General features: G+C 40.9%; 22 protein-coding genes, 12 tRNA genes and 1 rRNA gene. 31 read left to right on the top strand and 4 right to left on the bottom strand.

The window, feature by feature from the left end:
* The first annotated feature begins 122 nt into the window (after positions 1-122).
* Entirely contained in the window at positions 123-815 is a 693-nt protein-coding gene (locus tag IEX12_RS18260; RefSeq protein WP_088051048.1) for an alpha/beta hydrolase, read from the top strand.
* Between the two features lie 18 nt (positions 816-833).
* Here the strand turns inward: IEX12_RS18260 and IEX12_RS18255 are convergent, their stop codons facing one another.
* On the bottom strand, positions 834-1,691 hold the full coding sequence (locus IEX12_RS18255; RefSeq protein ID WP_088051047.1) for a DegV family protein: 858 nt from the start codon (positions 1,689-1,691) through the stop codon (positions 834-836).
* A 100-nt stretch (positions 1,692-1,791) separates the two neighbouring features.
* Positions 1,792-2,697, bottom strand: coding sequence for a DMT family transporter (locus tag IEX12_RS18250; protein WP_088051046.1), 906 nt, complete (start codon positions 2,695-2,697; stop codon positions 1,792-1,794).
* A 616-nt stretch (positions 2,698-3,313) separates the two neighbouring features.
* On the opposite strand from IEX12_RS18250, the gene cshA reads away from it, so the two are divergent.
* Positions 3,314-4,792: a degradosome RNA helicase CshA gene (gene cshA, locus IEX12_RS18245; RefSeq protein WP_088051045.1), complete on the top strand. Its 1,479-nt coding sequence runs from the start codon at positions 3,314-3,316 to the stop codon at positions 4,790-4,792.
* Between the two features lie 116 nt (positions 4,793-4,908).
* Here the strand turns inward: cshA and IEX12_RS18240 are convergent, their stop codons facing one another.
* Positions 4,909-5,670: a rhomboid family intramembrane serine protease gene (locus IEX12_RS18240; RefSeq protein ID WP_088051044.1), complete on the bottom strand. Its 762-nt coding sequence runs from the start codon at positions 5,668-5,670 to the stop codon at positions 4,909-4,911.
* Positions 5,671-6,032: 362 nt separating this feature from the next.
* On the opposite strand from IEX12_RS18240, the gene acpS reads away from it, so the two are divergent.
* The 15 genes from acpS (at position 6,033) to IEX12_RS18165 (ending at position 18,824) form a co-directional block, all read left to right on the top strand.
* Positions 6,033-6,392, top strand: coding sequence for a holo-ACP synthase (gene acpS, locus IEX12_RS18235; RefSeq protein WP_088051043.1), 360 nt, complete (start codon positions 6,033-6,035; stop codon positions 6,390-6,392).
* A gap of 53 nt (positions 6,393-6,445) precedes the next feature.
* A complete protein-coding gene (locus IEX12_RS18230) occupies positions 6,446-7,963 on the top strand; it encodes an NAD(P)H-hydrate dehydratase (RefSeq protein WP_155554607.1) in 1,518 nt (505 codons plus the stop codon).
* 89 nt (positions 7,964-8,052) lie between these two features.
* Positions 8,053-9,069, top strand: a complete 1,017-nt coding sequence (locus IEX12_RS18225) for a LolA family protein (RefSeq protein ID WP_088051041.1) — start codon at positions 8,053-8,055, stop codon at positions 9,067-9,069.
* A gap of 138 nt (positions 9,070-9,207) precedes the next feature.
* Entirely contained in the window at positions 9,208-10,338 is a 1,131-nt protein-coding gene (gene alr / locus IEX12_RS18220; protein ID WP_188725638.1) for an alanine racemase, read from the top strand.
* Positions 10,339-10,540: 202 nt separating this feature from the next.
* Positions 10,541-10,828, top strand: a complete 288-nt coding sequence (locus tag IEX12_RS18215) for a CopG family ribbon-helix-helix protein (RefSeq protein WP_088051039.1) — start codon at positions 10,541-10,543, stop codon at positions 10,826-10,828.
* A gap of 4 nt (positions 10,829-10,832) precedes the next feature.
* Positions 10,833-11,192, top strand: coding sequence for a type II toxin-antitoxin system PemK/MazF family toxin (locus tag IEX12_RS18210; protein ID WP_088051038.1), 360 nt, complete (start codon positions 10,833-10,835; stop codon positions 11,190-11,192).
* 180 nt (positions 11,193-11,372) lie between these two features.
* Entirely contained in the window at positions 11,373-12,239 is an 867-nt protein-coding gene (gene rsbRA, locus IEX12_RS18205) for an RsbT co-antagonist protein RsbRA (RefSeq protein ID WP_088051037.1), read from the top strand.
* 4 nt (positions 12,240-12,243) lie between these two features.
* The gene (locus IEX12_RS18200; protein ID WP_088051036.1) at positions 12,244-12,600 is read left to right on the top strand and encodes an STAS domain-containing protein; all 357 of its coding nucleotides are present in this window, start codon (positions 12,244-12,246) and stop codon (positions 12,598-12,600) included.
* 2 nt (positions 12,601-12,602) lie between these two features.
* The gene (locus tag IEX12_RS18195) at positions 12,603-13,004 is read left to right on the top strand and encodes an anti-sigma regulatory factor (RefSeq protein ID WP_088051035.1); all 402 of its coding nucleotides are present in this window, start codon (positions 12,603-12,605) and stop codon (positions 13,002-13,004) included.
* Positions 13,005-13,182: 178 nt separating this feature from the next.
* On the top strand, positions 13,183-14,193 hold the full coding sequence (locus tag IEX12_RS18190; RefSeq protein WP_088051034.1) for a PP2C family protein-serine/threonine phosphatase: 1,011 nt from the start codon (positions 13,183-13,185) through the stop codon (positions 14,191-14,193).
* 66 nt (positions 14,194-14,259) lie between these two features.
* A complete protein-coding gene (locus IEX12_RS18185) occupies positions 14,260-14,592 on the top strand; it encodes an STAS domain-containing protein (protein WP_088051033.1) in 333 nt (110 codons plus the stop codon).
* Positions 14,592-15,068, top strand: a complete 477-nt coding sequence (gene rsbW, locus IEX12_RS18180; RefSeq protein ID WP_088051032.1) for an anti-sigma B factor RsbW — start codon at positions 14,592-14,594, stop codon at positions 15,066-15,068. The genes IEX12_RS18185 and rsbW overlap by 1 nt, the downstream gene beginning before the upstream one ends.
* On the top strand, positions 15,040-15,831 hold the full coding sequence (gene sigB, locus IEX12_RS18175; protein ID WP_088051031.1) for an RNA polymerase sigma factor SigB: 792 nt from the start codon (positions 15,040-15,042) through the stop codon (positions 15,829-15,831). Before rsbW ends, sigB begins: the two co-directional genes overlap by 29 nt.
* Positions 15,828-16,427 (top strand): SpoIIE family protein phosphatase, encoded by a 600-nt coding sequence (locus IEX12_RS18170; RefSeq protein ID WP_088051030.1) that lies wholly within the window; start codon positions 15,828-15,830, stop codon positions 16,425-16,427. The genes sigB and IEX12_RS18170 overlap by 4 nt, the downstream gene beginning before the upstream one ends.
* 225 nt (positions 16,428-16,652) lie before the next feature.
* Entirely contained in the window at positions 16,653-18,824 is a 2,172-nt protein-coding gene (locus IEX12_RS18165) for a Tex family protein (protein WP_088051029.1), read from the top strand.
* A 121-nt stretch (positions 18,825-18,945) separates the two neighbouring features.
* Here IEX12_RS18165 and IEX12_RS18160 read toward each other — a convergent pair whose 3' ends face one another.
* The gene (locus IEX12_RS18160) at positions 18,946-20,409 is read right to left on the bottom strand and encodes a catalase (protein WP_088051028.1); all 1,464 of its coding nucleotides are present in this window, start codon (positions 20,407-20,409) and stop codon (positions 18,946-18,948) included.
* Between the two features lie 162 nt (positions 20,410-20,571).
* Here IEX12_RS18160 and IEX12_RS18155 point away from each other — a divergent pair, with 162 nt between their 5' ends.
* The 14 genes from IEX12_RS18155 to IEX12_RS18090 all read left to right on the top strand — a co-directional run.
* On the top strand, positions 20,572-21,033 hold the full coding sequence (locus IEX12_RS18155) for a SprT family protein (protein ID WP_088051027.1): 462 nt from the start codon (positions 20,572-20,574) through the stop codon (positions 21,031-21,033).
* A gap of 801 nt (positions 21,034-21,834) precedes the next feature.
* A tRNA-Asn gene (locus IEX12_RS18150) sits at positions 21,835-21,909 on the top strand.
* A 3-nt stretch (positions 21,910-21,912) separates the two neighbouring features.
* Positions 21,913-22,003, top strand: a tRNA-Ser gene (locus tag IEX12_RS18145).
* A gap of 8 nt (positions 22,004-22,011) precedes the next feature.
* A tRNA-Glu gene (locus IEX12_RS18140) sits at positions 22,012-22,083 on the top strand.
* Positions 22,084-22,115: 32 nt separating this feature from the next.
* Positions 22,116-22,192: transfer RNA gene (locus IEX12_RS18135), tRNA-Asp, on the top strand.
* A gap of 4 nt (positions 22,193-22,196) precedes the next feature.
* Positions 22,197-22,268: transfer RNA gene (locus tag IEX12_RS18130), tRNA-Gln, on the top strand.
* 65 nt (positions 22,269-22,333) lie between these two features.
* Positions 22,334-22,406, top strand: a tRNA-Lys gene (locus tag IEX12_RS18125).
* Positions 22,407-22,421: 15 nt separating this feature from the next.
* A tRNA-Leu gene (locus tag IEX12_RS18120) sits at positions 22,422-22,505 on the top strand.
* Between the two features lie 52 nt (positions 22,506-22,557).
* Positions 22,558-22,641: transfer RNA gene (locus IEX12_RS18115), tRNA-Leu, on the top strand.
* A 59-nt stretch (positions 22,642-22,700) separates the two neighbouring features.
* A tRNA-Arg gene (locus tag IEX12_RS18110) sits at positions 22,701-22,777 on the top strand.
* A 7-nt stretch (positions 22,778-22,784) separates the two neighbouring features.
* Positions 22,785-22,861, top strand: a tRNA-Pro gene (locus IEX12_RS18105).
* Between the two features lie 31 nt (positions 22,862-22,892).
* A tRNA-Gly gene (locus tag IEX12_RS18100) sits at positions 22,893-22,966 on the top strand.
* A gap of 11 nt (positions 22,967-22,977) precedes the next feature.
* Positions 22,978-23,051, top strand: a tRNA-Ile gene (locus IEX12_RS18095).
* 241 nt (positions 23,052-23,292) lie between these two features.
* Positions 23,293-23,376: ribosomal RNA gene (locus IEX12_RS18090) — 16S ribosomal RNA — on the top strand; the annotation flags it as partial.

Raw genomic sequence — 23,376 nt, 5'->3', positions numbered from 1 at the left:
TTGAGTGACGGGATATAATAGTTAGGGTAATAAAACAGAACATCCTTTATTTGTGGCGGAGCAGACCCTTATGAATGAAGGGTTATGTATGATAACGAAAGAATGATTAAAGGAGAATTTTTATGATTGGTTGTTTAATTATTCATGGCTATACGGGTGGTCCTTATGAAGTTGATCCGTTAGCTTCCTTTTTGACGGAAAACACAAATTGGCATATTACAGTTCCGACCCTGCCAGGGCATGGGAAGAAATTGACACTCAAGGATATTTCCCACAAACGCTGGATCCAGGCTGCTGAAAATACCCTCGAACAAATGCTTGAGAAATATGATGAAATTTACTTGATTGGATTTTCCATGGGAGGAATGATTGCTTCTTACTTGGCAGCAAAATATAATGTGACGAAACTCGTGTTACTTGCCCCTGCTGGTAAATATTTGTCATTCACACAAATATGTCGTGACATTGGAGGAGTTGTTGCGGACGGTTTGCGAGGAACCTTGAACAAGAACAAATTGTATCTGCATTATAAACGAAAACTTGGTGCGGTTCCTTTTAAGGCTAATTTAGAGTTTTTAAAACTGGTCAAGTACACAAAACCATATTTAAAAAAAGTCGACACTCCTGTACTGATTGCACAGGGTCAGCAGGATGGGATGGTTCCATATAAGACAGCGTATTATTTAGAAAAAGAAATCACGTCCAAGCAAAAAGAAATTGTATTTTTTGAACGGTCAAGGCATTTGATTTGTTTGGGAAATGATAAAGATACATTGAATTCCATGGTGTATTCCTTTCTGATAAAAGATAAATAAACGGCGGGTATGTGCCGTTTATTTGTCCTTGAAAAATGATATGACCAACCCGCCTTCTCCCGCATAGGTGGAAATCAGCGGCCCCATTTCAGATAAAAAAGCATCTTTAAATGGGTATTTATTGCGGATTTCCGCAAGTACTGTTTTGGCACGTTCTTCCGCATTGCAATGCGTCATTGCAATTACTTTGTCTTCTGCGTTTTTCGTATATTCTCCAATTTGCTCGATGAATCGTCTGATTGATTTTTTATCTCCCCGAACTTTTTCGGTTACTTCGATCGTACCATTTTCATTTCCGCGCATTAATAATTTGATATTAAGGGTTTTGGCAATGGTGCCTTTCACTCTGTCCAAACGGCCGCCAAGAATTAAATTTTCGAGCGTTTTTAACACAAATAATGTTGTCGTTTGTTCCACACGTTCATGAAGATGGTCAACCAATTTTTCAAACGAATAGTTTTCTTTCACTTTGATACTTGCTTCATGGAGTAACAATGCCAACCCGCAGGAGGCTGTTTTCGTATTGATTACTTCAATTTTGCGATCGGGCTGTTCGTCAAGCAGCATGTTTTTCCCCGTTACCGCATTTTCAAATGTGCTGCTCAGTCCTTTTGATAAACTGAACATGATAATCGGCTTTGCCGGATCAACCTGTTTATATGCTTCGTAAAAATCATTCGGGCTCGGTGCAGATGAACGAGGAAGCGCATTTGCTTCTTTTATTTTTTTATAAAAACGGTGTAAATCTATATTAACCCCACTTTTGTATTGTTCATCCTGAAAGTGTAAATAAAGTGGTACAGAAATTAAATGCAAGCTTTTGGACAATTTTTTTGGAACATCTGCACCACCGTCAGTCATTAGTTGGATGTGCATAGCATCACCTGCTTTATCAAGGATGGTTCTATTATAACAGGTTTGTCTAAACATTTATATGACAATTTTTTAAAAATTTTATAAATACCCCGACCAGTTTTTACTTTTTCTGAGAAATCGTTACGTTTCGCTTTCGGGAGGTACTCATGATGAACAAAAACAGCCCGAATATTACAATGGTTCCTCCCAGCCATTGGGATGGCGTCACTTTTTCATCCAGAATCAGATATGCAAGCAGGGAAGCTCCGATCGGTTCAAAGACAATTCCCATCGAAATGGTTGCGGTACTAAGCCATCGTAATGCCCAATTAAACAACGTATGACCAAAAAATGTCGGAATAATCGCTAAGGCAAAGAAAATCCACCAATTTTCTAACGGGTATCCAAAGAACGGATTAGCCAACAGTAAATTATAAATAATTAAGGTAAGGGAACTGATGCCATATACGACAAATGTGTATGGCATCAGCGATAACCGTCTTCTAGCATTTTGCCCAAGCAAGAAGTAGACGGTAACAGCAATTGCGCCAAGAAGGGCAAGCATATCCCCAAACAAGGCTATTCCACTTATGCGAAAGTCGCCCCAGCTGATAATAATACTGCCTAACAAAGCAATGATCATGCTTATGACAGCACCTTGTGAAAATCGTTCATTAAAAAAGAAATAGGTACCAATAAAGGCGAATATCGGCTGAAGCGTTACTAGGACAACAGAGCTTGCAACGGATGTATAATTCAGGGATTCAAACCAAAGAATAAAATGAAATGCAAGAAATATTCCTGCGACGATGGAAAGAATCCAGTCTTTCTTTTCAATCAGCCGAAATTCATGACGGTGTTTAAGAAAAACATATGGTGCCATAAGAATAACGGCAAATAGCAAACGATAATTTGCAATAATAGCAGCTGGTGTACCATCTGCTAATTTAACTAGAACTGCGGAGGTTGATACGGCTATTACACCAATTACAACCGCAATATATGGGTTAAATGGCGGTATACGCATGTGGATAAGTCTCCTTGTTAATCATGTTGAAACGTAATCTAATATATTTTATCATGCTAAAGATAAAAAATCACGAAGTAGTAGATATCATTATGGTAAATATGTTATGATTAAATGACTGTTATTTTAAGCATGAATTTTCAAGTGAGGCCCCTTTCCAATCTGGAGGATGCCTTTTTTTATGATAAAGATAAAGAAAGTGAAAGAGCTTAGTCGACTTCCTTAATTGTGTTCCTTGTAGTGCGTGTTCGAAGCGACATCCAATGAATAAGCAGCAAACTCCAAGGTTGGCGATAAAGTTCTTCAGCTCAAACCGCTCATAAAAATCGCTAGCACAGTCAGGTTCTTGAGCAATCCTGCAGTGGCGGATATTACGGCTGTTCCGTTGTGCGATGCATGGAGAAGAGAAGCTTTCCGCTTTCTTTGATGACTCCCTGCGCTGCCCAGTCCTTGTTGCGCTGCACAGGACATGGCGTTCTAAGTCAATCTTCGCATTCGGCAACTCTTTGAACACGCTCGTATCTTACTATCAATATGGAGCTTTTTAGGGACAGCAGTACAGCACTTACGCTTTTGTTCATGCAAATTTCAAGGAAAAAAGGAGTAGACTATTAAGGTGACAACATTTAATGATTTAGAAGTGTCGCAGCCTATTATCAAAGCATTGGAGAAAATGGGTTTCGAGGAAGCGACACCAATTCAGGCAGAGACAATCCCGCTTGCAATGCAAGGAAAAGATGTTATTGGACAAGCACAAACAGGTACAGGGAAAACCGCCGCGTTTGGCATTCCGATGATCGAAAAAATCAATAAATCCATCCACAAAATTCAAGGACTTGTGGTAGCCCCAACAAGAGAGCTGGCCATTCAGGTTGCCGAGGAAATAAACCGACTGGGCAAGTTTAAAGGAATCCGGACATTGCCTGTCTACGGCGGACAGCATATGGAGCGGCAAATCCGGGCATTAAAGGATGGTCCGCATATTGTGGTGGCAACTCCTGGACGGCTGCTGGATCACATGCGCAGGAAAACCATTCGGATCGACCAAGTGCAAACTGCTGTATTGGATGAAGCAGATGAAATGCTCAATATGGGTTTCATTGATGATATTCGCGATATTTTAAAGGGAATTCCAGAAGATCGGCAAACATTGCTATTTTCCGCAACGATGCCAAAGGAAATTCGTGATATTGCAACACATCTCATGAAGAACCCAGAAGAAATTAAAGTCAAGGCAAAAGAAATGACGGTTGAAAATATTGACCAGTATTTTGTTGAGGTTCCAGAAAAATATAAATTCGATACGCTAACTAACCATCTTGACATAAATGGCCCCGATTTAGCGATTGTCTTTAGCCGGACAAAAAAGCGTGTTGACGAGATTACAGAAGGGTTGCAGGCCCGGGGATTCCGTGCTGAAGGGATTCATGGAGATTTAACACAAGGCAAACGGATGTCGGTATTGAACAAGTTTAAAAACGGCCGTGTTGAAGTATTAGTTGCAACTGATGTAGCAGCACGAGGACTCGATATTTCCGGTGTTACGCACGTCTATAACTTTGATATTCCGCAGGATCCGGAAAGCTATGTACACCGCATTGGCCGTACTGGCCGTGCAGGACGTACTGGTGAAGCCATCTCGTTTATTACACCACGAGAAATGGCACATTTGCATTTAATTGAAAAGACGACGAAAAGTAAAATGAAACGGATCATGCCGCCATCAAGTCAAGATGCCTTGCGCGGCCAGCAGCAAGTCGCTGTGGAAAAGCTGCTGAAAACAATTGAACAAAAAGATCTAAAAGCGTATCATGAGACAGCTAATGAATTACTGCAGGATCATGATTCCATAACGGTAATTGCAGCTGCATTAAAAATGCTGACAAAAGAACGGAGAAACACACCGGTACGAATTTCTTCCATCCAACCGATCAGTGTTAAAAAAGCACAAAGAGGTAAAGACAATAATAAACGTGGAAATAAACGCAATTATTATGGAAAACGAAACCAGGGCGGACGAGGCCAAGGTGGGCGTAATCAATATAGCGGACGTAATCGCAAAGGAAATTACCAAAAGCAAAAAAATCGTGGTTAATAGCATCAAGACAAAAGCTCTCGTAAAACGGGAGCTTTTTCTTTTAGTCTTTAATGGTATAGTGAAATGGTACTCTTATCGATAAAATCAGGGAACTGACAAAGGTGCCGGCTCCCTTACAATATTCGGCTTAATAGCCCAAGTATAACCAGAATACCGAAAATGATCCAGAATACTTTTGTTCCGAGCCCCCTTGGTAAGCGCCGTCGCTTATTCCAGCGATTGGGATCAAATTGTACTGTTCCCGTTCGCCTTCTGTTCCGAGTTGGGGAAAACGGGTATACGTTGTTGGTTAGCAGTAATCTGGCAATAGCAAATCCGCCGATGAAGCCAAAGATATGTGCGTAAATATTAATATTGGGACGAAGGAATGTCATAATTAAACCAATTACAAAAATAATTAGAACAACTTGCGAGCTGGCTTGGTCGATTAGGTCCTTTCGAAATACGATCATATAGACATAAATCCCAAATAATCCGTATATGGCACCGGATGCACCGACATAGGAGTAGAAAGCAGTTGGATCTATCAGGTATGTGGCGATATTGCCTGCAAATCCGGCAACGAAATAGGCGAGGATGAATTTACCTTTTCCCAGTATTTGTTCTAATGCGGGTCCAAACAAAACAAGTGCAAATGAATTAAAAATGGCGTGCATAAACCCGTGATGAAGCAAGATCGATGACAGTAAACGCCAATACTCCCCTTCATGGATATATAAATTATTGCCTGCACCCCACTGGTAGAATCGAATCCCAATTGGTAAATGTAAAAAGTCAATGATCAGCCATAACGCCAGATGAATGATTACCAGAGTTGCTACAACAGGATAAAATTGGATGAATTCCTTTATGCTTTTTTCCGTGCGAATGAACATTGATAAACTCCTCGGCAAAAATTTTTTAAAGATTAAGAAGGTATATAAATTTAGGCACTATTCTACCCTCAGCAGGGTAAGCCACGTCCGGCTCCAGAGCCCAGTGACTAGTGGACTTCCCTCGCCTCCGTACGATAAGTCAACATCGGTTCGCTTCCAGCTCACCGTGTTTCCTTTATCTCCTGCGGCTCAGTCCAGTCCATACGTCACTAAACGGGCGCTTACGCCTTTGTGCAAACCGTTACGATCGGGTATTATTATTGTAAGCGACATTATACAATAGTATGACCATTTTTAGATTACTAAAATCATGTAGCAGAATGCAATGAAAAACCATTTATGACAGGAAAGAGGTGGATGGTTTGATAAAGGGGATCGGGATGGATTTAATTGAATTAGCACGTATTAAAAAAAGCATGGAGCGAAATACGCGTCTAAGTGAACGAATTTTAACGAAAAATGAACATCAGCTTTTTTTTAGTTTGGAAAGTGTACAGCGAAAAACAGAATTTCTGGCCGGAAGATTTGCAGCTAAAGAGGCATTTGCGAAAGCTTGCGGGCGTGGTATCGGAAAATTGAGCTTTCAACATATTGAAGTGCTGCCAAATGGTTCTGGGGCACCTGAATTGACTGCCAGCGGGTATGAAGATGTCACCATATTTATATCTATCACTCATAGTAAAGCATATGCAGCTGCTCAGGTTGTAATAGAAGATAAATAGCATAATCGGTAAGGTTGTCTCATATATTTTAGTGCGGGTAGGAGGGAACGAAAGTGTATATTGTCACCGCAAAAGAAATGTACGAAATGGATCGTCATACCATACAGGAGATCGGTTTGGATGAAAGACTGCTGATGGAAAATGCAGGTCGGGCGGTAAGCAGTAAAATAACCGGAATTATATCGAAACAGAACCAAATCTGTATATTTGTTGGTTCCGGAAATAATGGCGGGGATGGTTTTGTTATCGCACGGACATTGCATACGCAAAACTATAATGTGACTGTTCTGCAAATTGTTCCAGATGAAAGAATAACCGGGGAGGCACTCTACCATAAAACGCTATATTTAAATTGTAATGGTTCCGTTCATGTAAGCAGCGATGCAACGGAGGTGGATAAATTCGTTACCAGCTCAGACGTTATCATTGATGCTATGATCGGAATCGGGGTTCATGACGAATTAAGAGAACCGGTTTATACAATTGTCTCCATTATCAATCAAAAGGCTGATTTTGTTATATCCGTAGACATACCGACAGGGCTTCCGGCAGATGAAGGAATAACAGGTTTTTCGGCGATTCATGCTGACTGGACATTTGTGATTGAGGCAGCAAAAATGAGTCTTTTCTTGGAGCATACAGCACCTTATTATGGAAAATGGGAAGTTGTTCCTATCGGTATTTCAATTAATACAATGGACGATGTCCCTAAAAAGTATACGTGGGGGGAGCATCACTTCCGAAGTACATTACCGAAACGGGATCCGTATGCTCATAAAGGAACGCACGGGAAAGGACTTGCTATTGGCGGATCAGTCGAGATGCCAGGTTCCATAGCGATGACTGCTAAAGCAGCCTTAAGAGCTGGTGCTGGCTTACTCACTGTCGGAACAGCGAAAAACGTTATTTCATCCATTGCCCAAACTTGTATTGAGGCGACCTACCTAATGGTTGATGATCATAATGAACATGGCGGGAAGGCTGCAGCAATTCCGTTTGAACGGTTTGATTGTATCGTAATGGGGATGGGAATGGGGCGGGATAAAGAAGCGGAACGGCTAGTTATGCATGTTTTGAACGAAGCGAATTGTCCGGTTATTGTCGATGCCGACGGACTGTTTCATGTGAAGGCTGATCCTTCCATCTTATCGAAGCGTTCAGATCCGATAATTGTGACACCACATCCTGGAGAAATGGCCATGCTGTTAGAGGTGCCTATTGCCGAGCTTTTGGAAAAACCGTTTCATTACTCCAGAGCGTTTGCCGCTATCCATCAGGTGTATGTTGTGTTAAAAGGAAAACATACAATTATCACAGTACCAGATGGAAAGCAAGCCGTTAATCAGACCGGAAATCAGGGGCTTGCGAAAGGCGGGAGTGGGGACGTGCTGTCCGGGATTATCCTGGCAATGGTGATGCAGCATAAAAATATTTTCCAGGCATTATGCAATGCATGCTTCGTCCATGGGGCTGCCGCGGATTTGCTTATTAGGGATAACCATTCCTATTATGATTTGCTTGCAACCGATGTTATAGAAGGTATTCCAGCAGTATATCGTACATTTCTTTAGTGCAGGTGACACGTTCTCTTTGTCCTGGGGAAACTTGGGCGTAATCGTTTTGCGCTCTTGTTTTGAAACAAGACAAGGGAGATATGTCCATGAAGAAGATGTTTAGTATCTGGTTATTGATCGTCTTTGGCCTGATCTTGTTACTTACTGCTTGCGGTGAAAAGTCACAGGAGGATGTTCTGAAAAAACTGGAAGATAAAGTAGATTCCATGAATGGTTACAAGGCCAAAGCGGAAATGAAAATGAATACCGGACAGGATAGTCAGAAATACAAGATTGATATTTGGCATAAGAAAAAAGAGTATTATCGTGTCTCACTGAAAAATGATCAGGATGAAAAAGGAAGCCAAATTATCCTGAAGAATAAAGATGGTGTGTTTGTGCTGACCCCTGCTTTAAATAAAAGCTTTAAGTTCCAAACAAACTGGCCTGATAACAGCAGCCAGCCATATCTTTTTCAATCGCTTGTCCATGACATTAAACAAGACAAGGATGCCGAATTTAAAGTAAGTGATTCACACTATATTTTCCAAACCAAAACAAATTATCAAAGCAACAATAATCTGCCGTATCAGGAAATATATTTTGATAAAAAAACCTATAGCCCGGTTTTGGTAAAGGTACTTGACAAAGATAAAAATGCGCTTGTTGAAGTGAACTTCTCGAAGTTTGATATGAAACCAAGTTTTAAAGATGATGATTTTGCAATGGAAAAAAATATGACAAGTGGGCATGCTGAAGCATCTGCTGCAAAAAATGAAAATGCCGATCCACTTACTGTCGTATTTCCGTTATATATGGCAGGAGCTGAGCTTGCGGAACAAAAAGAGGTAGAAACCGATAACGGGAAACGAGTTATTATGACGTATACTGGTGAAAAGAATTTCACATTAATTGAGGAAAAAAAGGATGCAGTCTCAACATTATCCTCTCCGCAAGAAGTAAAAGGTGACATTGTAAATCTTGGGCATTCGATTGGTGCACTTTCAGAAAATGCAATCGAGTGGAGCAGTAATGGTGTAAACTTTTATCTGGCAAGTGAAGATTTGACAAAAGAAGAACTAATTGAAATAGCTAAATCTGTCCAGGGCAAAGCAGTGAAATAGCATGAATAGATGTAAGCAGACTCTAACGGAGAGGGGGTCTGCTTTTTATTGCCTGGAGAATGCCTCCATTCTTGACAGTGCATTAGGAAAGCGAAATAATGAAGGAAAATGTTTTACAAATGGAAGGGGCAAGGTGTTGTGCAGGATACATTTTATCGGAATACATGGGCTGAAGTAAATCTTGAAGCAATTGGTTATAATATAACGCAAATGAAACAAAAGCTGCCAGCAGAAACAAGAATTATTGCAGTTGTGAAAGCAGATGGATATGGTCATGGCGCTATAGAGGTTGCTAAAAAGGCTGTTAAGACCGGCGCCAGTGCCATAGCGGTTGCACTGCTGGAAGAAGCAATAGTATTGCGACATGCAGGTATCTCCGTGCCAATTCTGGTCTTTGGCTGGGTTTCGCCGCAGGATACCCCGCTTGCTGCCGACTACAATCTTACCCTGACATTTTTTCAAATGGAATGGCTGCAGGAAGTAAAAGACCGTACCTTCCAGCGGCCGCTTAAATTGCACATGAAATGGGATACCGGCATGGGAAGGCTTGGTATCCGCACGGAAAAGGAACTGAAGCAGTTGTTAGATGAATTAGCGGAAAGTCCAAACACTCGTCTAACCGGGATTTATACCCATTTTGCAACAGCCGATGCAGCTGATTTAACCTATTATGATGAACAGCAAAAAAGGTTTCAAACCTTATTGCAGACATTTCGCAAGCGATGGAGACATCCTGTTGCAATCCACATTGGAAATAGTGCTGCCTCGATTCGGTTTCCCGAGGACATGTTTCAGTTCACCCGGCTTGGTATCGCCATGTATGGACTGTACCCGTCTAAAACGGTGAAACAAGAAAGGAAAATCAACCTGAAGCAAGCATTTTCGCTCTATAGCCGCCTTATTCATGTGAAAAAAATACAAGCCGGCGAATCAATCAGTTATGGTACAACATATACGGCGAAAGAGGATGAATGGATTGGAACAATTCCAATTGGATATGCGGACGGGTGGATTCGCAAGCTTCAAGGAATGGAAGTGCTGGTGAACGGGAAGCGTATGCCTATTGTCGGCAGAATCTGTATGGATCAAACAATGCTGCGTTTGGATAAAGCATATCCAGTTGGTAGCAAGGTAACATTAATTGGAAAGCAGGGAAATGAGGAAATAACAATGGATGAAGTGGCTGCATACTTGGACACGATAAACTATGAAATCCCCTGTATAATCACGAGCCGGGTTCCGAGGGTTTACAAGGTATCGGAATCATAACTGTAACCGCTAATTTTTTAATTGCTGATAATGTGGCATAATATTGATATACTAAAATAAACATATACCACAGCCAATTATTTCATAAACCTAATTTTATATTAAAAAAACTTTAAATGTCTTTGCAAAGCAAAGTAGACAATGATATTATTAAAAAAGAATATAATTTCGGTCGTTCAACAGTTGGCGGAGGTGCATCATTTTGTCAGAGAGCTTACAAGAAATTTTGGTACGATTACCAAAAAAACTGTTAAATGAGGTGGATGGATTAATGAAGTATGAGAATAGCGACTTAAGTGATTTCATTTGTGAAGCGACAAGAAACTATTTAGAATCCAAGAAAGAAGAGCATATCCAGCAATTTCGTGATTCCATGATAAAAGGGTATACAGAAATGGCCAGAATTAATCTAACAATTGCTTCGGAAGCTTTTCAAGCCGAAGAGGAAGCAGAAAAAAACACCTTAGAGCGCTCTGTGATCGGGGTGTAACAATTTGATCGTACAAAGAGGCGAAGTTTATTTTGCCGACTTATCTCCTGTTGTTGGATCAGAACAGGGAGGCATCCGCCCAGTATTGATCTTGCAAAATGATATCGGAAACCGGTTCAGCCCAACCGTTATTGTAGCAGCCATTACAGCACAAATTCAAAAGGCAAAGCTCCCGACCCATGTGGAGATTAACGCAAAGCGATATGGGTTTGACCGTAATTCTGTTATTCTGCTCGAACAGATCAGAACGCTGGACAAACAGCGGTTAACAGACAAAATAACGAAATTAGATAAAGAAATGATGGAGAAAATAAACCATGCATTGGAAATAAGTCTGGGACTAAAAGAAATGTATGGCCATTAACAAAAACCCTTGTCAGATTCAGCAGCAAGGGTTTTTGTTATGCCCTCGGTTAATGTATGTTACAATAAATAAAAATTGATGTTGTCGGAATATGTTATTGTATGGAAAATTTGCACGAATATCAAAAAATACTTTACAATATTCTTAATAATAGTTAAAGATGGTTTGGGGGCATGTGAAATGGATGATAAGTTTAAGAGGATAGCATTGGAAAATAGTGATTCCATCGTACAGATGTGGATGGAAGAGGTTGATATTTCAAAGGATGACAATTATACAACAACAATTTCTGATGAATTATTTGAAAGTACAAACAGAGAATTTGTCAATGTGATTTTTACTAGTATTAAAAACCAGGGATCGTCTAAAATACTGGAAGACTTTTCGGAAAAACTGGTTAATCTCGGCTGGCCATTAAGTTACATTACGGACGGGCTGCATATATTCAGAAGGGTCACGATTGATTATATTCTCAGTCAATCAGAGCAAGTGGATTCCGCTTTTATATCAAATGTATTACAAAGCGTTGATGCGTGGGTTGAACCAATTATTCGTCAACTGGTCAATGAATATTCGGGAAGCTGGGAGAACATCGTTTCCTTGCAACGATTAGCCTTGCAGGAATTATCAGCTCCGCTTATCCCGGTGATGGACAACATTACCATCATGCCGTTAATCGGTACCATTGATACAGAACGCGCAAAGCTGATTATGGAAAATGTACTTGAAGGTGTGATTAAACATAATTCCGAGGTTGTGTTAATGGATATTACAGGAGTACCTGTTGTCGATACAATGGTGGCTCATCATATTATACAAGCGGCGGAGGCAGTTCGTCTGGTTGGGGCAACATGCATTTTGGTAGGAATTCGTCCGGAAATCGCTCAGACCATTGTTAACTTGGGGATTGATTTAGGCAAATTCCCGACGAAAAGTTCATTGAAGAAAGGCTTCCAAAAGGCGCTTGAAATTACTAACCGTAAAGTTGAAACTATTAGTTCCAAAGAAGAGATTAAAAATATGCTGAAATCATTGAACGGGGAGTGATTTTGTGCGAATACCGATTCTTAAACTGCATAATTATTTATTAATTTCGATTCAGACAGAAATCGATGACAATACAGCAATACAATTTCAGGAGGATCTGCTAAGTAAAATTCATAAAAGCGGGGCAACAGGAGTTGTTATTGATTTAACTTCTGTAGAAATAATCGATTCATTTATTGCCAAAGTATTAGGTGATGTTGTAACCATGTCAGACCTAATGGGGGCGAAAGTAGTATTAACTGGTATTCAGCCAGCTGTCGCAATGACACTAATCGATCTGGGGATTCATATGAAGAACGTTCCCACCGCTTTGGATTTAGAACAAGGACTGATTAAATTACATCAGGAATTGGGGGATTAATGATGAGTCTCCAATCCCGCGTTAACATACAAAAAGAGTGGGATATTGTTGGTGCACGCCAGGTTGGCCGTGATATAGCCAAGAAAACAGGCTTTGGAACCGTTGACCAGGCACGAATTGCTACCGCGATATCAGAACTTGCCCGCAACATATATTTATATGCCAGTTCAGGCCAAATTTACTTTGAAGTAATAGATAACATAAATCAAAAAGGGATATGCATGATAGCGGTTGATAAAGGACCCGGGATTGATGACATCAGTCAGGCGATGGAAGATGGCTTTACAACTTCGGGGGGGCTTGGCGCAGGCCTGCCAGGTGTAAAACGCTTGATGGACGTTTTTGATATAAAATCGGAAAAAGGGAAAGGCACGGAAATAAAAGCAATAAAATGGCTGCGTTAAACCCAGCATGAGGAATGGCTTCGCGGGCGGGAAGTCATTCCTCATTAGTGAGGGACAAAGGCGCTGGAGCCGGGCGTGGCCTGCCCTGACATGAGCAGAATTGAGCCCGGATTCTTATACTTTCTTACCTATTAGAAAAAGCAGTTGGATAACTCCGATCACAGGGGGATATAGACTTATGGATGCAATAAAATCAGATACAGAAAACTACAAAAATCTTTTAAAGCATTATATTGAAACCCGGGACGAGCAATCTTTATATGGTGCTGAGCAAATCAGCAAATCGTTTATTAAACGTAAAATACCTCCCGAGGAAATCATTAATTTGCATATTCAGGCATTAAGGGAACTGTACCCGGATTTATCAGAGGAACTGCAGATTTCCATGAATTTTCTCCTGGAATCCATGATAGCTTACGGCCTCACACATCAAGAGTTCCAAACGTTAAGGGAGAAACAGCTTGAATTGAAATCTGAAATTGGCGTAGCTGCCGGGATGCAGCGAACACTTTTAGCCACAACCAAGCCGGTTATCGAAGGACTGGATATTGGGGTAGTAAGTGTTCCCGCCCATCAAATGAATGGGGATTACCATCACTTTATTAAGGGGAAAGACGGATCACTCGGGGTAGCAGTGGCAGATGTTGTCGGGAAAGGCGTCCCGGCCGCATTATGCATGTCAATGATTAAATATTCGATGGACATTCTTCCTGAAGAATTCATGCAACCAAAGGCAATACTGGAAAATTTAAATCGTGTTGTGGAGCGAAATGTCGATCCTAGTATGTTTATAACAATGTTTTACGCTCAATATCTCCCGGAAGAAAATATACTTCGCTATTCATCTGCAGGACACGAGCCCGGCTTTTTTTATCATAAGGATAGGGATTGTTTTGAGGAAATAGAAACAAAGGGCTTAGTGTTGGGTGTATCGGCAGACGCTGTGTATAATCGGTATGAACGCAGGATTGAAAAAGGGGACATGGTTATCCTGCTAACGGACGGTGTAACAGAGTGCAGACAAGGGCATCGTTTTATCGAAACAGAGGAAGTACTGGATGTTATCAGAAGCTATTCCCGCTTATCAGCACAGGAAATGGTTGGTCACGTATATAAATATTTCGAACGGATGCAGCATTTTGAGCTTCGGGATGATTTTACACTGATTATTTTGCGAAGAAACGTTTAACCTTTTTTATTGTCGGGTACCTAAACATTATAAAGTTTGTTTAAGTACATGAAGGGGGATTGAAATATGAATCTGGAAATTAATGTTAAGGAAGCAAGTAATCAATCCAACGTTATTTTATCGGGAGAAATTGATGCTTATACAGCACCACAGCTAAAGGAAACACTATTACCTCTAACAAAAACAGAAGGGCAAATAGTTGAAGTGAATTTAGAACATGTAAATTATATGGATAGTACTGGTTTGGGTGTTTTTATTAGTGCGCTGAAGTCAACGAAAGAGAATGGCAGTCAGTTAAAATTAGTGGATTTACAGACGAGAGTGTTTCGGTTATTTAAAATAACAGGATTAATTGACATAATGGATATTAAGGCTGCGATTCGAGGTGGAAGTGAATAATGGAAACATTTGATTTTATTGAAATGAAGATACCCGCAAAAGCGGAATATGTTGGTGTTATTCGGTTAAGTATTTCCGGGATTGCCAATCGAATGGGTTTTTCTTATGAGGATATTGAGGATTTAAAGGTTGCGATATCAGAAGCAATTACGAATGCCGTTACGCATGCCTATGAAGCAGAAGATGAAGGGGAGGTTACAATTGGTTTCGGTGTTTACCCCAATCGCCTGGAAATAATGGTAGCTGATCATGGCGGAAGTTTTGATTTGAATGAAATTAAAGGATCAATCGGACCCTATAAACAGACAGAGTCAGTAGAAACCTTACGGGAAGGTGGATTTGGCCTTTTCTTAATTGAAGCATTAATGGATAAGGTTGAGATAAACAATGACTATGGTGTAATTGTTTTGATGACAAAGTACCTTCAAGAAACAGAGGTGGGTTTTGATGACGACCAAATCTCAACCACACAATAAAGGGAGAGACGAGGTTTACCAATGGATCAAACACTTGCAGGACGAGCCAGCTGATGAAGCGATACAAGAGAAAATAGTGCTAACCTACAAAGATCTTGTGGAATCCATTGCCCGAAAGTATTCCAAAAATAGTGGTATTCATGAGGATTTGGTCCAGGTCGGTATGATTGGACTGTTAGCTGCAGTCAAGCGATATGATGCAACATTTGGTAAATCCTTTGAATCTTTTGCAATCCCAACAATTATCGGGGAGATTAAACGATTCATTCGTGATAAAACATGGAGTGTTCATGTACCGAGACGAATCAAAGAGCTTGGCCCCAAGATAAAGAAAGCGGTAGACGAGTTGACAACATCAAACCAGAAATCACCAACAGTGACACAAATTGCCAATTACCTGAATGTGGCAGAAGAAGATGTGCTGGAAACGATGGAAATGGGTAAAAGTTACAAAGCCTTATCGGTAGACCGTGAAATTGAAGCAGATTCGGATGGCAGTAAAGTTGCTATTCTGGACTTGGTGGGAAACGATGACAAGGCATACGAAGGTGCTGACCAGCGTATGCTTTTGGAAAAAGTTCTGCCTATCCTATCGGAACGGGAACAGCAAATTTTGCAGTACACCTATTTTGAGAACAGAAGCCAAAAGGAAACCGGTGAGCTGCTGGGAATCTCGCAAATGCACGTTTCCAGATTACAACGACGCGCTTTACGCAAACTCCGGGAAGCTATCCAATCCGATAGTACGGAGGTATTGGATTGAGCACAAAAGAAAACAGGGTAGAGGTAGCGGTCTATCAAAGAGCAAAAAAGGGAAATTTCCATTGCGGTGACAGCTATTATTATATCGAGACCGAGAATGAATTTGTTTGTGCAATAGCTGATGGATTAGGCAGTGGAGAATTTGCAAAAGAGTCCTCGCAAATTGTGATCGATATTATTAAAAACAATATTCATGCAACGGTGGAACACATCGTTAAACAGTGCAATGAACAGCTATTTCGTAAACGTGGGGTTGTTTTAGGGATATTAAAGTTGACTTTTTTATCGGGGCAGTATTCTTTTTCTTCCATCGGAAATATTGGTGTCTTGACGATAACGAGAGATGGAAAAAGGAAGCGTAATATCCCCAATTCCGGTTACTTGGCAGGCTACCACAGAACATTTAAAGTGATCACGGATAAACTGGAGCCACATATGATTTTCCTCATGTTCTCTGACGGTGTAACCGATGCAGATCTGTCACAAAAGTTTATCCTGAACAGGGATGTGAACGATATAACAAACACATATGCCCATCTGCACAGTGAATCACAAAACGATGATACAACATTAATTGCAATACGCTATGAAGGGTGAAAAAGGGTGCTTTTTTGTAATGTTGTGCTGGATGGATAACGACGGCGGTCAGGAAAAACTGACGGCCATATTTTTTTGGCAGATTAAACGTGGGTGTATCCGTGAGATAGGGACCTCAATGAGAAGACAAAACCTCAAGCAGAAACAATGGTAAGGAGACAACTTGGATTAGGAATACGAAATATATTTTGGTAAAATAAAGGTGTACGAAAAGGAGGAAACGCAGTGGCCGTTGAATTAGAACAAAATCTTAGCAGCTGGGTGGCAAAAGAGGCCCAGGTCAAAACAAGTACTGTTAATAAAGTTATAGCTTTAATGGATGAAGGAAATACGGTACCATTTATTGCGCGTTACCGTAAAGAAGTAACTGGCGGACTTGACGAGGTACAAATTAAATTAATCCAGGACAAATGGCATTATGCCGTAAACCTGGCTGAACGAAAACAAGAAGTCATCCGTTTAATTGATGAACAGGGAAAATTAACGGAAGAGCTTAAGCGCGATATAACTGATGCAACCCAATTACAGCGAGTAGAAGATTTATACCGGCCATACAAACAAAAACGCCGCACAAAAGCGACCATCGCTAAAGAAAAGGGACTAGAGCCATTAGCCAAATTAGTATGGAAGCAGGAAAATATTAATATACAGGCAGAAGCGGAAAAATATTTTTCGGAAGAACATGAATTACATACAGTAGAAGATGTATTAAGCGGCATCAATGATATTATTGCTGAATGGATTTCGGACGACCCTGAATTCCGTGATTATATCCGTGATGAAACATACAAAAAGGGTGCCATTCGTTCAGAGGTGAAAGCAGCCGAGCTGGATGAAAAAGGTGTTTATGAAATGTATTACGAATTTAACGAAGCCGTTCGCTCTCTCGTTTCCCACCGAATTCTTGCCTTGAATCGCGGGGAGAAAGAAGGCGTGTTAAAAGTAACTATCGAGCCACCGATCGAGCGGATTGTTGAATTTTTACGAAAAAAAGTTGTCAAATCCTCGGATAATCAGACTGTTTCAGACATTTTACAAGCAGCGATCGATGACGGCTATAAACGCTTAATTCAACCATCGATTGAACGAGACATTAGAAATAGCCTAACGGAAAAGGCGGAAGAGCAAGCAATCGATGTTTTTTCGAAAAACCTGAAGAACTTACTGTTACAGCCTCCTTTAAAAGGAAAAACTGTGCTTGGTGTTGACCCGGCTTTCAGGACCGGTTGTAAACTTGCGGTAGTTGATGAGACTGGAAAGGTTCATTCCGTTGGTGTGATGTATCCAACTGCTCCCAAGCATGACATAGTGGGTGCAGAGAAAATTGTGATGGAATTAATTAAAACATATAACGTTGAGCTGATTGCCATTGGAAATGGTACTGCATCTCGTGAAACGGAACAATTTATTGCTGACATAATTGGAAAACATAAACTCGATGTTCCGTATATCATCGTAAATGAGGCTGGGGCTAGTGTATATTCTGCTTCGAAACTGGCACGTGAGGAATTTCCCGATTTACAAGTAGAGGAAAGAAGTGCGGCTTCCATTGCCAGGCGAGTGCAGGATCCGCTTGCCGAACTTGTCAAAATTGATCCAAAGTCAATCGGCGTTGGACAATATCAGCACGATGTTAGTCAAAAATCATTGAACGAATCGCTGACATTCGTTGTAGAAACAGCAGTTAACCAAGTTGGGGTAAATGTAAATACAGCATCTACTTCATTATTGCAATATGTCTCAGGTTTGAGTAAAACAGTGGCAAACAACATTGTGAAAAAACGTAATGATGAGGGGAAATTTACAAATCGAAAGCAGCTGCAAAAGATACCGCGGTTAGGCGCGAAAACGTATGAACAGGCGATCGGATTTCTGAGAATTATTGATGGAGATAATCCGTTGGACCGGACCCCAATCCATCCGGAAACATATCCACAAGTAACGGGGCTATTAAACATGCTTGACTGCCAATTAACAGATATTGGTTCAGGCACCTTACAGGATAAATTAAAATCACTAAATAAAAGAGAAATCGCAGAAAAACTTGGTATTGGCGAACCAACGCTAATTGATATCATGCGTGCATTAAGCCGTCCTGAACGTGACCCGCGTGATGACTTACCGAAACCTTTATTGAAACAAAACGTATTGTCAATGGAAGACTTGCAGCCAGGAATGGAAATGCAGGGGACAGTGCGAAATGTTGTTGACTTCGGTGTTTTCGTTGATATTGGTGTAAAACAAGACGGGCTTGTCCATATTTCGAAAATGTCCAATCAGTTTGTAAAACACCCGATGGATATTGCTGCAGTTGGGGATGTTGTAACCGTTTGGGTGGAGCAAGTTGATACGAAAAAGGGCAGAATCGCATTATCGATGGTGGAAAATAAAAAATAGTACTTGATTTAAATACTTATTTTGCTGCCGATAATTTTTTATAGAAAAAAGGGCCGTTCCCCATATATGGAGCGACCCTTTTTCTCATTTCTAGAAGTATCGCGCGAATTCTCGTGTCGCGCTACTTTACGCCTTCAGGAACAGATAATCCTAAACCGGCCGCGATTCTTTCTCCCCAATCTGGATCTGCTTTATAGAAATGTTCAATTTGACGTAATTTGATTTCGTCTTTCTCAACAGGCTTCATGTGTTCAACGAAATTTTCAATAAGACGTGTTTTTTCATCGGCGCTCATTAATCGATACAGATCACCAGGTTGTGTGTAGTGATCTTCTGAATCATAGGCAACACTATCCGCGACACCCTGCATTTCAAAAGGACTGATTTTCGTTGCCGGATCCTCTTTCGGTCCATTTAAGCTGTTTGGTTCATAGTTTGGAGTACTGCCACCGTTACCGTCTACACGCATGTAACCGTCACGTTGGTAGTTGTTAACATCCGCTTTCGAACGGTTCACTGGAATTTGCTGATGGTTAACACCAAGACGATAGCGTTGTGTATCAGCATAACTGAAAATCCGTCCTTGCAGCATTTTATCTGGTGATGCTTCAATTCCAGGGACGAAATTACCTGGTGTGAATGCAGCCTGCTCAACATCTGCAAAATGATTTTCCGGATTACGGTTTAATACCATTTTTCCTACTTCAATCCGTGGATAATCCTTCTGGGAAACGGTTTTCGTTACATCAAACAGATCCCATTTGTACGTTTTATAATCTTCGTACGGAATGATTTGTACGTATAATGTCCATGAAGGGAAATCATTATTCTCAATTGCATTGTAAAGATCTTCTCTATGATAATCAGGATTTTCCCCAGCAAGCTTGTCTGCTACATTAACATCCATACCTTTAACACCTTGGTCACTGATGAAATGATATTTTACCCAGAAAGCTTCCCCTTGGTCATTCACCCATTTATACGTATGACTGCCATATCCATTCATATGACGTAATGTTGCCGGGATACCCCGGTCTCCATGTAAATAAGTAATTTGATGCAATGATTCCGGTGATAATGACCAGAAATCCCAAACCATATTCGGATCTTTTAATCCCGTACGTGGGTTGCGTTTTTGTGTATGGATGAAATCAGGAAATTTAATCGCATCGCGAATGAAGAAGATCGGTGTATTATTACCAACTAAATCATAGTTTCCTTCTTCTGTATAGAACTTTAATGCAAAGCCGCGCGGGTCGCGAACGGTATCAGATGATCCCAGTTCGCCTGCAACAGTTGAGAACCGGGCAAACATTTCTGTACGCTTCCCTTTCTCACTTAGAAAGTCGGCTTTTGTATATTTGGAAATCTCATCGTTTGTAACTTCAAAATAGCCAAAAGCACCTGCGCCTTTTGCATGTACAACACGCTCAGGAATCCGCTCTCTATCAAAATGTGCTAGCTTTTCCAACAGATGATAATCCTGAATTAGTGTAGGTCCATTATGCCCGGCAGTAATGGAGTTTTGGTTGTCGCCTACAGGAATTCCAGCTCCAGTAGTTAATGTATTACGCTTTTCACTCATAAAACACCTCTCCTTTGATTAGTCTATAAATAATTATAATATAAATCTAATAAAAATCAATGTTTAATTATATTTATTTTAAATAACTGACTCTTTGGCTAAGCTTACATCCTTAGTTATATATGATAAAATGAAGAAATTAATGAATAAGGATGTAAGAAAATGAACGTGTTAAATAAAAAGGAACTTTACAACTTGGTTAATAACCTGTCTATTGAGTTTTTTCATAAACCATTTACCGATCATGTTCAATTTAACAGCAGATTGAGAACAACTGGCGGAAGATATATACCTGTGAAGAAAACGATTGAATTAAATCCGAAGTACTTGATTGAGCTGGATATGGATGAATTTATTGGGATTATTAAGCACGAACTATGTCATTATCATCTTCATATAGAAGGAAAAGGATATAAGCATGGGGATGAATCATTCAAAAGGTTATTAAAAGAGACTGGATCCCCAAGGCATTGCAACCCGCTGCCGTCGTCAAAGCGAGCATTTAAATATCTTTATGAATGTCAGGAATGTGGACATGTTTATCGGCGGTTACGCAAAATGGATGTGAATAAATACAGGTGTGGAAAATGCAGGGGAAAACTTTTGGAAGAGAAACTAAAATAGGATGTTCAAAAAGTCACAAAATGATAGAGTTAGTAGTAAGGGTTTTTCTGTTAAGACCCCCTACGACAATAGTCAACAACAGAGGTCAGCACGTCCTGAGGAACAAAGGCGGAAGCGCCCGGTTAGCGGCGTATGTGCTGGACTGAGCCGTAGGAGATAAAGGAAACACGACGACCGGAGGGAGTCGATGTTGACTTATCGTACGGAGGTGAAGGAAGCACACTAGCCGCTGGGCGCTGGAGCCGGACGTGGCTTATCCGGTTATTAAGTTATCCACAGCCGCAAAATTTTATAATTTCCTAGACGAGAACAAAAGCGAAAGTGCTCGGTTTGGAAGGACGACTAAAACCGGCACGCTTTACCGGCAAGCCTGGTACTTGGGAGTCGACCTCGACCTTCAGGACCTGATTAGGCGGCTTTTTGAACACGTAATATGAGCTGCTTAAGCATACATTTTTGTCAAAAAAGCTATGCAAACCTTGACGAAATATGCCTGCCGTGTTAAATTAAATAAGCCTTGAATAAATATTACTTTTTTCTTTACAGATTAGAGTAAAAATGATTGACAAATAAATGAAAATGTTATATTATGTTCTTCGTCGCATGTTTGCCGACTAAAAAGAGACATTAATAATGGATGATTGATTAACTGCTATGATATACATACCCAGTTAGACTTCATCGCCTTATTTGTGAGTCTTGATATGTGGTTTTATGATGAATTAAAAACGCATATTGGAATGTGAAAAAATGAATTGCGATAAGTTTAATTTGTTTATAATACGAATGTTATCTGATTATTCCACAGTAGCTCAGTGGTAGAGCAATCGGCTGTTAACCGATCGGTCGTAGGTTCGAATCCTACCTGTGGAGCCATATGGAGAAGTACTCAAGTGGCTGAAGAGGCGCCCCTGCTAAGGGTGTAGGTCGTGTAAGCGGCGCGAGGGTTCAAATCCCTCCTTCTCCGCCATTTTTTATGGCCCGTTGGTCAAGTGGTTAAGACACCGCCCTTTCACGGCGGTAACACGGGTTCGAATCCCGTACGGGTCATCTTGCATGAATAGAATATTTTAACTTGGTTCGGTCCGGTAGTTCAGCTGGTTAGAATGCCTGCCTGTCACGCAGGAGGTCGCGGGTTCGAGTCCCGTCCGGACCGCCATCTTTGGGCTATAGCCAAGCGGTAAGGCAGCGGGTTTTGATCCCGTCATTCCCAGGTTCGAATCCTGGTAGCCCAGTTATATTTTATTTTGTAGTAAGCAGTTGTATTGTTTTGATGAAAACATTAACTTTTTTTAAACATGAGCCATTAGCTCAGTCGGTAGAGCATCTGACTTTTAATCAGAGGGTCGGAGGTTCGAATCCTCCATGGCTCATCTTTCTTATCTTTCGCGGGTGTGGCGGAACGGCAGACGCGCTAGATTCAGGGTCTAGTGTCCTTTGTGGACGTGGGGGTTCAAATCCCTTCACCCGCACTGAATGAAATTGCTGTGATGATACACGGCAGTTTATTTTTTCTGTTAAAATGCGGTCGTGGCGGAATGGCAGACGCGCTAGGTTGAGGGCCTAGTGGGTGAATAACCCGTGGAGGTTCAAGTCCTCTCGGCCGCATCAATAAACATTTGAAATTTTTAACCGTGTATGCTAAAATTAAAAAGTTCGCTTAAAAAGCGCCCGTAGCTCAATTGGATAGAGCGTTTGACTACGGATCAAAAGGTTAGGGGTTCGACTCCTCTCGGGCGCGCCATATTTTACGGGAAGTAGCTCAGCTTGGTAGAGCACATGGTTTGGGACCATGGGGTCGCAGGTTCGAATCCTGTCTTCCCGACCAGTGTAAGTGTAAAATGAAAACACATTTCTGTGCGGGTGTAGTTTAGTGGTAAAACCTCAGCCTTCCAAGCTGATGATGAGGGTTCGATTCCCTTCACCCGCTCCATAATTTATGTTGGGCCTGTAGCTCAGCTGGTTAGAGCGCACGCCTGATAAGCGTGAGGTCGGTGGTTCGAGTCCACTCAGGCCCATTTGCTTAAAAAAGCAAAAAAGTATTGACTTTAATTAAAAGGTCTGATATACTTATAAAGTTGCTGTTAAACGCACAGCTAAATTTGCTCTTTGAAAACTGAACAAAACAACCAGTATGTGAACGGATGTCAGCAGTCAGAAGCCGGAGGTCAGATTCCGATGAAGTGCTTTTGACACTGAAATCAATTTTTGAAGCTAAGACATTTCATAAGATTAATTGGTGTTAGTCTTATACAAACTTTTTTGGAGAGTTTGATCTTGGCTCAGGACGAACGCTGGCGGCGTGCCTAATACATGCAAGTCGAGCGCGGGAAGCAAGCGGAA

This window comes from Lentibacillus populi (assembly GCA_014642895.1).
GTDB lineage: Bacteria > Bacillota > Bacilli > Bacillales > Amphibacillaceae > Lentibacillus_C > Lentibacillus_C populi.
Note: the sequence above shows the minus strand (reverse complement) of the source record. Positions and strands in the feature narration are given on the sequence as shown.